10 protein-coding genes and 1 riboswitch are annotated in these 11,272 nt (G+C 72.1%); of the genes, 4 read left to right on the top strand and 6 right to left on the bottom strand.

What is annotated here, in order from left to right:
• Nucleotides 1-330: 330 nt before the first annotated feature.
• Nucleotides 331-1,692, bottom strand: coding sequence for a PQQ-binding-like beta-propeller repeat protein (locus tag ABZ924_RS36600; RefSeq protein WP_361919734.1), 1,362 nt, complete (start codon nucleotides 1,690-1,692; stop codon nucleotides 331-333).
• Nucleotides 1,693-1,918: 226 nt separating this feature from the next.
• Between ABZ924_RS36600 and cpt the strand changes: the two genes are divergently transcribed.
• Complete coding sequence (cpt, locus tag ABZ924_RS36595; RefSeq protein ID WP_361919737.1) at nucleotides 1,919-2,443, top strand: chloramphenicol phosphotransferase CPT; 525 nt, start codon at nucleotides 1,919-1,921, stop codon at nucleotides 2,441-2,443.
• Between the two features lie 5 nt (nucleotides 2,444-2,448).
• Here cpt and ABZ924_RS36590 read toward each other — a convergent pair whose 3' ends face one another.
• Nucleotides 2,449-3,048 carry a phosphoribosylanthranilate isomerase gene (locus ABZ924_RS36590; protein ID WP_361919732.1) on the bottom strand — a complete coding sequence of 200 codons (600 nt, stop codon included), beginning with the start codon at nucleotides 3,046-3,048 and terminating at the stop codon, nucleotides 2,449-2,451.
• A 137-nt stretch (nucleotides 3,049-3,185) separates the two neighbouring features.
• On the opposite strand from ABZ924_RS36590, the gene ABZ924_RS36585 reads away from it, so the two are divergent.
• The gene (locus tag ABZ924_RS36585) at nucleotides 3,186-3,791 is read left to right on the top strand and encodes a Uma2 family endonuclease (RefSeq protein ID WP_361919730.1); all 606 of its coding nucleotides are present in this window, start codon (nucleotides 3,186-3,188) and stop codon (nucleotides 3,789-3,791) included.
• 109 nt (nucleotides 3,792-3,900) lie between these two features.
• Here ABZ924_RS36585 and groL read toward each other — a convergent pair whose 3' ends face one another.
• The 4 genes from groL to thrC all read right to left on the bottom strand — a co-directional run bounded on the left by groL (nucleotide 3,901) and on the right by thrC (nucleotide 8,128).
• Nucleotides 3,901-5,520, bottom strand: coding sequence for a chaperonin GroEL (gene groL, locus ABZ924_RS36580; protein WP_361919728.1), 1,620 nt, complete (start codon nucleotides 5,518-5,520; stop codon nucleotides 3,901-3,903).
• Between the two features lie 387 nt (nucleotides 5,521-5,907).
• Nucleotides 5,908-6,111: a cold-shock protein gene (locus ABZ924_RS36575; RefSeq protein ID WP_005315736.1), complete on the bottom strand. Its 204-nt coding sequence runs from the start codon at nucleotides 6,109-6,111 to the stop codon at nucleotides 5,908-5,910.
• 396 nt (nucleotides 6,112-6,507) lie between these two features.
• Nucleotides 6,508-6,786, bottom strand: a complete 279-nt coding sequence (locus ABZ924_RS36570; RefSeq protein ID WP_361919726.1) for a MoaD/ThiS family protein — start codon at nucleotides 6,784-6,786, stop codon at nucleotides 6,508-6,510.
• Nucleotides 6,787-6,823: 37 nt separating this feature from the next.
• A complete protein-coding gene (gene thrC, locus ABZ924_RS36565; protein WP_361919724.1) occupies nucleotides 6,824-8,128 on the bottom strand; it encodes a threonine synthase in 1,305 nt (434 codons plus the stop codon).
• A gap of 17 nt (nucleotides 8,129-8,145) precedes the next feature.
• Nucleotides 8,146-8,299, bottom strand: a riboswitch (SAM riboswitch).
• Nucleotides 8,300-8,497: 198 nt separating this feature from the next.
• Here thrC and ABZ924_RS36560 point away from each other — a divergent pair.
• Nucleotides 8,498-9,475: a glucosyl-3-phosphoglycerate synthase gene (locus tag ABZ924_RS36560; RefSeq protein WP_361919735.1), complete on the top strand. Its 978-nt coding sequence runs from the start codon at nucleotides 8,498-8,500 to the stop codon at nucleotides 9,473-9,475.
• Between the two features lie 104 nt (nucleotides 9,476-9,579).
• Nucleotides 9,580-11,076, top strand: coding sequence for a trehalose-6-phosphate synthase (locus ABZ924_RS36555; RefSeq protein WP_361919722.1), 1,497 nt, complete (start codon nucleotides 9,580-9,582; stop codon nucleotides 11,074-11,076).
• Nucleotides 11,077-11,272 lie beyond the last annotated feature (196 nt).

Genomic DNA, 11,272 nt, shown 5'->3' with positions numbered 1-11,272 from the left:
GGTGCGCTCAAACGCCGCGCGGGCTGGATGTTCCAGCCCCGCCGGCGTTTGAGGCGCGGGGGTCGGGGGCGGAGCCCCCGAAGGGGTGCGGGGCGCAGCCCCGCAGCGGGGGCCGGGGCCGCAGGACCCGGTTTCGGGAAGGGGCGGGGAGGGGATCCGCTCCGCGCAGCGGCACACCCGACACCCGGCCCGCGGTCTATGCCCCCGGCGGCGGTCACTCCATGGCGAATCCGGCACCCGCACCCCGCGCGAAGGCCGAATTCCAGCCAGTCTTCCCCCGACGCGTGAACGCTCGTAAACCAACCACATCCGGCCAACAGAGGACGAGCCTCACCAGCCCAGGACCGGGTCCACGTCGAAGATCGGGGGAAGGGTGCCGCCGGGGTCCAGGTTGACGAACGTGCGGCCGTACAGGGCGATCGACTCGCCCATCGGGAGGTCCCGCAGGACGGTCGACTCCCCCGACGGCCTCCCGGTGGCCGGGTCGAGGTGCCACAGGTGGGTGTACGGGCCCCGCGACACCACGGCGATCCGCCCCGTCCGCCCGATGCCCAGGGTGCGGACCGACCAGTCGTCGCCGAGGGCCCGCCGCCACAGCAGGCGGCCGTCCGTCAGCGAGTACGCGGCCAGCACCTCCCGCTTCTCGCGCTCCGGGACGGGCGCGACGAGCACGTCGCCGAGGACCAGCCACCGCCGTCCGTCCCCGGCCGGGATGTACGGGGCGTCCGCGCCGCCGGCACCGCGCGGGCGGCCCGCGTCGTCGAACGCCAGCAGCCGCCCCGCGGCGACGACCGCGGCCGGGGCGGCCGCGACCAGGCGCGGCGGATCGATCCCGGCGGGCAGCGGGGCCTGCCAGGCGAGGGCGCCGGTACGGGCGTCCAGCGCGAGCAGAGTGCTGCCCGACGCCGCGGAGCGGGCGAGGACCAGGACCCGGTCCGGGCCGGCCAGGACCTCGGCGGCCTCCGTGCGCTCGGGCAGGGGCGAGCGCCAGCGCTCGGTGCCGCCGCGCAGGTCGCGGGCGAGGACCGCGTCCGCCGTCGCGGTCACGGCGAGGGAGCCGCCCGCGGACACCACCGCGGCCCCGGCCGGGTTCGGGACGTCCGCCGTCCAGCGCTGCTCGCCGGTGGTGAGGTCCACCGCCACGAGGCGGCTGCCGCACGCGCCGCCGCCCGGCGCGGGGGCCGCGTAGGCGAGGATCCCGGTCCGGTCAGGGGTCTGCGGGCTCATCCCGCACACCGCACGGCCGTCCGCGGGGGCTCCGAGCCGCCAGCCTCGGCGGCCTTCGCCGTTGTACTCGCTCACGCCGTCCGTGCGGACCCGGATGACGGACCCGGCGCTCCGGTCCTCCCAGGAGCCCAGCGGCCTGCCCGCGGCCGGGCCCTCCGGGGCCTGGTAGCCGAAGAGGTCCATGTACGGGCCGCGCAGCCACGAGAAGCCGAGCCAGCCGGGCACCAGGGCGGCGAGCCCGATCACGGCGGCCGCGGCCCAGCCGCCGGCGGACCGGTACGGGCGCCGCCCCTTCACCGCCGCCCGCCACAGCAGGCCGGCCGCGGCCCCGGCGGCGAGCGCCCACAGCACCAGCCATCCCAGCCCGCGCGGGCAGCCGCCGGCCGTGCACAAGACCTCGGCCGACAGGTCGACGACGGCCAGCTTCACGGACAGCACGCCGTACAGCACGGCAACGGCGCTCACCGCACAGGCCGCGGCCACCAGGACGTGCCGCAGAACCCGCCCCGCGAACGACTCCGCCGTCCCCGCCGTCCCCGCCGTCCCTGAAAGCCCCGCCAACCCCGCCAACCCCGACGCCCCCATGATCCGGATCCCCTCCCGTCGGCCCGCAGCCTAATGCCGTCCCGGGCGGAAAACGCCTTGCAGGGCCCGCCGGACGCGGATCTACGGTGGGCCGGTGACCACTCGAATGATCGTGCTCAACGGCGGATCCAGCTCCGGGAAGTCCGGGATCGCCCGGTGCCTGCAGGCGGTCCTGCCCGACCCGTGGCTCGTCCTCGGCACCGACACGCTGGTCGACGCCATGCCGGCGGCGATGCAGGCGTCGGACGGCGGGATCGACTTCGCCGCGGACGGCGTGGTGAGCGTCGGACCGGAGTTCCGGACGCTGGAGGCCGCCTGGATCCAAGGGGTCGCCGCGATGGCCCGGGCGGGGGCCCGTGTCGTGGTCGACGAGGTCTTCCTCGGCGGCGCGGCGTCCCAGCGGCGGTGGCAGGAGGCGCTCGGCGGACTCGACGTCCTGTGGGTCGGCGTCCACTGCGACGGCGAGGTCGCGGCCGGGCGGGAGATCGCCCGCGGGGACCGGATCGCGGGGATGGCCGCGTCCCAGGCGGACCTGGTCCACCGGGGCGTGGCGTACGACCTGGAGGTCGACACCACCCGCACCGAGGCCCTGGCCTGCGCCCGCACCATCGCCGCCCACGTCCGCCGCTGACGGACTCAGGCCCGGGCCGCCTCCACGAAGGCGCGGATCAGCGCCGGGGACTTGACGCCGCGTTCGCTCTCGACGCCGCTGGAGACGTCCACGCCCCAGGCGCCGGTGGTCTCCACGGCCCCGCGGACGTTGCCGGGGTTCAGGCCGCCGGCCAGCAGCCAGTGCCCCTCCGGGGCGGTGAACTCCTGCGCGGCCCAGTTCCACGGCTTGCCGGAGCCCGGGTCGGGGGCGTCGATCAGGAGCAGGTCCTCCCCGTACTCCCCGCACCGCTCGACGCGCTGCGCGGTGGCCCGCAGCAGGGTGCGGCCCTCGGCACGCAGGGCCTCGTAGTACTCCGGGCCCTCGTCCCCGTGCAGCTGCACGCCCCGCACGCCGCTCTCCTCGGTGAACCGCCGGACCTCTTCGACCGTCTGCCCGCGGAACACGCCGACGGTGAGCACCCCGTCCGGCACCCGGGCGGCCAGCTCCCGCGCCGCGGCGGCGCCGACCGTACGGGGGCTGCCGGGCGCGAAGACGAACCCGACGGCGTCGGCCCCGGCGGCCACGGCCACGTCGACGTCGTGCGCGGTCTTCAGGCCGCAGATCTTGACGAAGAGATCGCTCATCCCCCCAGTCAACCAAAGTCACCCGATCGGCGCGGACCCCTTCCGGGGACCGGGCACGGCGACTGTCCCGCCCCTAGCCTGGGACCAGGTTCACATCCAGGGCGCGGCGCGCCATACGGAGGACGACGGTGACGATCATGACCGAGCGACCCACCCCCGTGGAGACCACCGAGCGGCCCACACCCATAGAGACCCCGGCGCCGCCGCCGACCTTCGAACGTCTCCTGCACATGGTCGAGGAGATGGACACGCCAGACGGCTTCAAAGCCGAGCTCATCCGGGGGAAGATCATCGTGTCGCCGTGGTCCAAGCTGCGTTACTACCGTCCGATGCGGGCATTGCGCGAGCAGCTCGGAGCTAACGCCCCCGAAGGGCACGTGGCGGACATCGCGCCGTTCCTCTTCCGGTTCCCCCAGGCGGAGCGCGGCTACGGGCCCGACCTCTTCGTGGCGGACGAGAGCGCCTTCGAGGCAGACGGCCGGCACGCGGACGCCACCGCGCTGTCGCTGGTGGCCGAGTTCACCTCCGTATCCACCAAGGACGCGGACTGGCAGGAGAAGCTCGAGGTGTACGGCCAGGTCGTCCCCGTCTACCTGGTCGTCGACATGCAGGAGTCGGAGATCACCTGCTTCTCCGACCCCTCCGGGCACGGCTACCGCTCCCGCCGGACCGTGTCCTTCGGCAAGCCGCTGGAGGTGCCCGAGCCGTTCGGGTTCGAGCTCGACACCGCCGGGCTGGCATAGCCGCCGCCCCGGCGCCCGGCCCGTACGACGCCCGAGGGCGGCACCCCCTCCGTAGTGGAAGGGGTGCCGCCCTCGGTTCGAGAACAGCCGATCAGCCGGAAGGGGCCGATCAGAAGTCCATGTCACCGCCCGGCATGCCGCCCGGAGCGGCCGCGGCCTTCTCCGGCTTGTCGGCGATGACGGCCTCGGTGGTCAGGAACAGCGCCGCGATGGAGGCGGCGTTCTGCAGGGCGGAGCGGGTGACCTTCGCCGGGTCGATGATGCCCTCGGCGAGCATGTCGACGTACTCGCCGGTCGCGGCGTTCAGGCCGTGGCCGACGGGGAGGTTGCGCACCTTCTCCACGACGACGCCGCCCTCGAGACCACCGTTGACGGCGATCTGCTTCAGCGGGGCCTCCAGGGCCAGCTTGACGGCGTTGGCACCGGTGGCCTCGTCGCCGTCCAGCTCGAGCTTCTCGAAGACCGCGGAGGCCTGCAGCAGGGCCACGCCACCACCGGCGACGATGCCCTCCTCGACGGCGGCCTTCGCGTTGCGGACGGCGTCCTCGATGCGGTGCTTGCGCTCCTTGAGCTCGACCTCGGTCGCGGCACCGGCCTTGATGACCGCCACGCCGCCGGCGAGCTTCGCCAGGCGCTCCTGCAGCTTCTCGCGGTCGTAGTCCGAGTCGGAGTTCTCGATCTCGGCGCGGATCTGGTTGACGCGACCCTGGACCTGGTCGCTGTCACCGGCACCGTCGACGATCGTGGTCTCGTCCTTGGTGATGACGACCTTGCGGGCGCGGCCGAGCAGGTCCAGGCCCGCGTTCTCGAGCTTGAGGCCGACCTCCTCGGAGATGACCGTGCCGCCCGTGAGGATGGCGATGTCGCCCAGCATGGCCTTGCGGCGGTCGCCGAAGCCCGGGGCCTTGACCGCGACGGAGCGGAAGGTGCCGCGGATCTTGTTGACGACCAGGGTCGACAGGGCCTCGCCCTCGACGTCCTCGGCGATGATCAGCAGCGGCTTGCCGGACTGCATGACCTTCTCCAGCAGCGGAAGGAGGTCCTTCACGTTGCTGACCTTGGAGTTGACGATCAGGATGTACGGGTCCTCCAGCGAGGCCTCCATACGCTCCATGTCGGTGGCGAAGTACGCCGAGATGTAGCCCTTGTCGAAGCGCATGCCCTCGGTGAGCTCCAGCTCCAGACCGAAGGTCTGGGACTCCTCGACGGTGATGACGCCTTCCTTGCCGACCTTGTCCATGGCCTCGGCGATGAGCTCGCCGATCTGGGTGTCGGCGGCGGAGATGGAGGCGGTCGAGGCGATCTGCTCCTTGGTCTCGACCTCCTTCGCCTGGTCCAGCAGGGCGCCGGAGACGGCCTCGACGGCCTTCTCGATGCCACGCTTGAGGGCCATCGGGTTGGCACCGGCAGCCACGTTGCGCAGGCCCTCGCGGACGAGCGCCTGGGCGAGGACGGTGGCGGTGGTCGTACCGTCGCCGGCGACGTCGTCCGTCTTCTTGGCGACTTCCTTGACCAGCTCGGCGCCGATCTTCTCGTACGGGTCCTCGAGCTCGATCTCCTTGGCGATGGAGACACCATCGTTGGTGATCGTGGGGGCGCCCCACTTCTTCTCAAGGACGACGTTGCGACCCTTGGGGCCAAGGGTGACCTTGACGGCGTCGGCGAGCTGGTTCATGCCGCGCTCGAGGCCGCGCCGGGCCTCCTCGTCGAACGCAATGATCTTGGCCATCTGAAGTGGTCCTCCAGGACTGGGGTTCCCCCTGCGCCGCCAGGCGCGCGGGGAGGGTGGACTGCTCCGGACCGCGCCTGCGCCCGCGACGGACGGCCTGCGTGTCCGGCGGTTCCTTCCCGCCGGACCCTGCGGGCCTCACCGACCCGGTCCTGTGTAGTAGCACTCTCACTCGGAGAGTGCTAACGCCAATGATTAGCACTCGGCCCCCTCGAGTGCAAGCGGCTTCGGGCGATGACAGGCCACGCGCCCGCCACGGCAGGCCACGCACGCCCCACGGCGCGCCCCGCGCGCCCCACGGCGGGCCCCGGGTACGACGAAGGGCCCGCACCCCTCCTCCGGGGTGCGGGCCCTTCGTGTATGCGTCGGTGGTCGACCGCGCCGGGCTTAGACGGCGAGCTTGACCATGTCCGCCTGCGGACCCTTCTGGCCCTGCGAGATCTCGAACTCGACCCGCTGACCCTCTTCAAGGGTGCGGTACCCGTCCATCTGGATGGCGCTGTAGTGGACGAACACATCCGCACCACCGTCGACCGCGATGAAGCCGTAGCCCTTCTCCGCGTTGAACCACTTGACGGTGCCCTGAGCCATGCCTAACTCCCCTATTACTGGCCCTTGCGCAGGACCGCACTTCGCGGTCCCGGGTCAGAACTTGCGCCGGAACGCCTCGACCGCGGCTGAATGTATCTGCACCGGTGCTGTCTGCAACAGGTCAATCCGACGAGAATTCTGGTCACTCAGAAAGCGCAAAATGAGATGAAAATTTGGCATTTACCCGGGCAACTCGGACCTGACATATCGCGCCAAAGCCCCATACCGCGCACCCACATTGACTCAATGTCAACCCTCACACGACCCGTTCATATGCAGCGGGCAAGAACAGCGGAGGGGACTTCCCCAACTCTACCGCGCCCAACCAAGCAGAATTGCCCCCTCCGCTTAATGCCGGAGGGGGCAATTCTGGGGTGGGCACATCAGGAGCCGGCGTCAGCAGCCGCCCGCGACCGCCGGGATGATCGAGACGCCCGCGCCGTCCGGCGTCGCCGTCTCCAGGCCGCCTTCGAAGCGCACGTCGTCGTCGTTGACGTAGACGTTGACGAAGCGGCGCAGCTTGCCCTGGTCGTCCAGGACGCGGGCGGCGATGCCCGGGTGGTTCGCCTCCAGCGACGCGATGACCTCGGCCAGCGTGGCGCCGTCGGCGGGCACCTCGGCCTGGCCGCCGGTGTAGGTGCGCAGGATGGTGGGGATGCGGACGTTGACGCTCATGGCGCTACTGCCTTTCCGGAAGTGCGGGGGAGGGTGGTCAGGCCAGGCCGGCGGCGCGGAACGCGTCCAGGCTGGGGCGGATGGTGGCGGTCTGGCCGCTGTCCGCGGCGACCGCCTCCAGGGTCTTCAGGCCGTCGCCTGTGTTGAGGACCACGGTGGTCAGCGACGGGTCCAGGCGGCCGTCCTCGATCAGCTTCTTCGTCACGCCGACGGTCACGCCGCCGGCGGTCTCGGCGAAGATGCCCTCGGTCCGGGCGAGGATCTTGATGGCCTCGACGACCTGCTCGTCGGTCACGTCCTCGACGTAGCCGCCGGTGCGCCGGGCGATGTCCAGCACGTACGGGCCGTCGGCCGGGTTGCCGATCGCGAGGGACTTGGCGATGGTGTTCGGCTTCTGCGGGCGCACCACGTCGTGGCCGGCCTTGAACGCCGTGGACACCGGGGAGCAGCCCTCGGCCTGCGCACCGAAGATCTTGTACGGCTTGTCCTCGACCAGGCCCAGCTTGATCAGCTCCTGCAGCCCCTTGTCGATCTTCGTGAGCTGGGAGCCGGAGGCGATCGGGATGACGATCTGGTCGGGCAGCTGCCAGCCGAGCTGCTCGCAGATCTCGTACGCCAGCGTCTTGGAGCCCTCGCCGTAGTAGGGGCGCAGGTTCACGTTGACGAAGCCCCAGCCCTCGCCCAGCGGGTCGCCGATGAGCTCGGAGCAGAAGCGGTTCACGTCGTCGTAGTTGCCCTCGATGCCGACCAGGTCGCCGCCGTACACGCCGGCCATGACGACCTTGCCCTGCTCCAGGTCGTGCGGGATGAACACGCAGGAGCGGAAGCCGGCCCGGGCGGCCGCGGCGCCGACCGCGCCGGCCAGGTTGCCGGTGGAGGAGCAGGACAGGGTGGTGAAGCCGAAGGCGCGGGCGGCCTCGACGGCGATCGCGACGACGCGGTCCTTGAAGGAGTGCGTCGGGTTGCCGGAGTCGTCCTTGACGTACAGCTTGCCGGTGACGCCGAGCTCCTTGGCCAGGTTCTCGGCGTCGACGAGCTTGGTGAAGCCGGGGTTCAGGTTCGGCTTGGCGGCCACGTCCGCGGGGACGGGCAGCAGCGGGGCGTAGCGCCAGATGTTGTTCGGGCCGGCCTCGATCGCGGCGCGCAGAGTGTCGGGGTCGGCGGTGGGCAGCTCGTACGCGACTTCCAGCGGACCGAAGCACTCGACGCAGGCGAAAATGGGCCCGAGCTCGAAACGGGTACCGCACTCCCGACAGGACAGGCCCGAGGCGGGGCCGAGGTCGACGGCGGAAGCAGAAGCGGAGGTTCCGGCAGCAGGGGTGGCAACGGTCTGTGCAGCCATGATGGCGAGGCCCTTTCTCCTCATCTTCCCCATGGCGCATTTCGCCATGAGACGGAATTGGCACCTTCCCTAGCCGGGGACCTCGCTGCTGCTGCACGCAGTGGCGGGAAACCGACTGGAGGGTTGCCGGGGCTTCAACGGGCCGTGTCCCTCTGCCCCTCTGGATGAGCGGTATGGCACCGGGCCGCGCGCTCTGCGGCGCACCCCGGGCATTTGTACGCGGGACCCCCGGCATGCGGCGGTCCTTCGCGTTGTTCAAGACTGTAACCGAAGGCTCGGGCGGTTGAGACGGCTGTCCGAAGCGCGAGATGGATCACTTTTCGGCCAGAACGGCCGCGGAACAGGACGAGGGAAGCAGGAGTGCCGAAGGTGCTGGAAGAGGTGGAGCGCTGGCTGGCGGACCGCTCCTGGTCCGTGGCCGACCGACCGCTCGACCAGCTGCTCGCCGCGAAACGGGCGGCGGGCACGACGGTCAGCGTCGTGCTGCCCGCCCTCGACGAGGAGGCGACCGTCGGCGCCATCGTGGAGGTCATCCGGCGGGATCTGATCGACGGCCGCGCCGTCCCGCTCGTGGACGAGCTGGTCGTGGTCGACTCCGGCTCCACCGACCTGACCGCCGAGGTCGCCGCGAAGGCCGGCGCCCGCGTCGTGCACCGCGACGAGATCCTGCCGCGGATCCCGGCCCTGCCCGGCAAGGGCGAGGTGCTGTGGCGCTCGCTGCTGGCCACCACCGGCGACATCGTCTGCTTCGTCGACGCCGACCTGCGGGACTTCTCCTCCGCCTTCGTCACCGGGATCGTCGGCCCGCTGCTGACCGAGCCGGACGTGCAGTTCGTCAAGGCCATGTACGACCGCCCGCTCGGGGACGCCCCCGGCCAGGGCGGCCGCGTCACCGAGCTCGTCGCCCGACCGCTGCTCAACCTGCACTGGCCCCAGCTGGCCGGTTTCGTACAGCCGCTGGGCGGGGAGTACGCGGTGCGCCGCTCCCTGCTGGAACGCCTGCCCTTCCCCGTCGGCTACGGCGTCGAGCTGGGCCTGCTGGTCGACGCGCTGCACACCGTCGGGCTGGACGCGCTCGCGCAGGTGGACGTCGGCGTACGGCTCCACCGCCACCAGGACGGGCAGGCACTGGGCCGGATGGCCGCCGCGATCTACCGCACCGCGCAGCTGCGGCTCTCGCGCGGGCACTCCCCCAGCTACCGCTGGGGGTACCCCCACGTGCGGCCGGTGTTGACGCAGTTCGAGCGCGGGCCGGACGGGTTCGTACCGAGGACGCACGCCGTGGACACCGAGGAGCGGCCGCCGATGCTGGAGGTCAAGGAGTACGTAGGGCGGCGGGTGGCGTAACACGGCCTTGCGGGCCGCGTACGGGCTGCCTACCCGCCCGTACAGGTCGCGTAAGGGGAGGGAACGGACGTTTGAGCGGGCGCGGGCCGGGCTAGGTTCGCCGCATGGCTTCCGAGGCTTCCCAGACTTCCCACGCCCTCCACTCGTCCCAGGTACTCGTCGCAGCCAACCGCGGGCCGCTCTCCTACGCCCACGGCGCCGACGGCGCCCTCACCGCCCGGCGCGGCGGCGGCGGCCTCGTCTCCGGCCTGTCCGCCGCGCTGGGCGGGCAGCCGGACGCGCTCTGGATCTGCGCCGCGCTGTCGGAAGGGGACCGCGAGGCGGTGCGGCGGGGCGTCGCCGAGCCGGGCGTGCGGATGCTGGACATCGACCCGGCGGTGTACGACGCCGCGTACAACGGCATCGCGAACTCGGTGCTGTGGTTCACCCACCACCACCTGTACGACATCCCGCGCACCCCCGTCTTCGACGCGGAGTTCCGGCGCCAGTGGGAGGCGTACACCGCCTACAACCGGTCCTTCGCCGAGGCACTGGCCGAGGAGGCCGCCGAGGGGGCGTGCGTCCTGGTGCAGGACTACCACCTCGCGCTGGTCCCCGGGCAGCTGCGCGAGCTGCGGCCGGACCTGCGGATCGCGCACTTCACGCACACGCCGTGGGCGTCGCGGGACTTCCTGGACATGCTGCCGGGCGACATCCGCAGCGAGCTGCTGTGGGGCATGCTCGGGGCGGACGTGGTGGGCTTCCACACCTCGGCATGGGCGCACGCGTTCATGGCGGGGGCGCACCTCGACGACGAGCGGGGGACCGCTGAACCGCGGATGCCGACGGGGACGGGCGGCGAGTGGTACGTGGCCAAGGTGCCGCGGGGGCCCGGGGCGGTGCGGCACCTGCGCACCGACGTGGCGGTGTACCCGCTGGGCGTCGACGGCGACGAACTGCGCCGGCTCGCGCACCGGCCCGAGGTCGACGACCGGCTGGCCGCGCTGCGGGCGCAGGTCGGGGACCGCAGGACGATCGTCCGGGTGGACCGGACCGAGCTGTCGAAGAACATCGTGCGGGGGCTGCTGGCCTACCGGGAGCTGCTGACGGTGCGGCCGCAGTGGCGGGGGCGGGTGGTGCACCTCGCGTCCGCGTATCCGTCCCGGCAGGACCTGGAGGTGTACCGGTCGTACACGGCGGCGGTGCGGGAGCTGGCCGCGCGGATCAACGAGGAGTTCGGGACGGAGGACTGGCAGCCGGTGCTGCTGTCCGTGCAGGACGACTTCGCGCGGTCGCTGGCCGCGTACCGGATGGCCGACGTGGCGCTGGTCAATCCCGTCCGGGACGGGATGAACCTGGTGGCGAAGGAGATCCCGGTGCTGTCGGAGGCCGGATGCGCGCTCGTCCTGTCCACGGGGGCGGGTGCCTACGGTGAGCTCGGCGGGGATGCCGTGACGGTGAACCCGTTCGACGTCACGGAGACGGCCGAGGCCTTGCACGAGGCCCTGTCGATGCCGGCGGCCGAACGTCTGGACCGTACGAAGCGTCTGGCCGCGGCCGCCACGGCCCTCCCCCCGTCCCGCTGGTTCGCGGCCCAACTGTCCGCCCTCCGCACCACCTGACCGCTGCGCGGAGCCCTTTCCCCACCCCGCCCCTTCCCGAACAGGGGGCTCCGCCCCCGACCCCCGCGCCTCAAACGCCGGCGGGGCTGAAATCAGCCCCGCCGGCGATTGTGGCTGGGGGAGGGTCCGGGCGGAGCCCGGTTTCTGGGGGCACCTCCCAGCGGTAGCTGGGGGAGAAGGGGCGGGTAGGGGAACG

Source organism: Streptomyces sp. NPDC046876, from assembly GCF_040645035.1.
GTDB lineage: Bacteria > Actinomycetota > Actinomycetes > Streptomycetales > Streptomycetaceae > Streptomyces.
The sequence above is the reverse complement of the archived record's forward strand: the minus strand, read 5'-3'. Positions and strand labels throughout refer to the sequence as shown.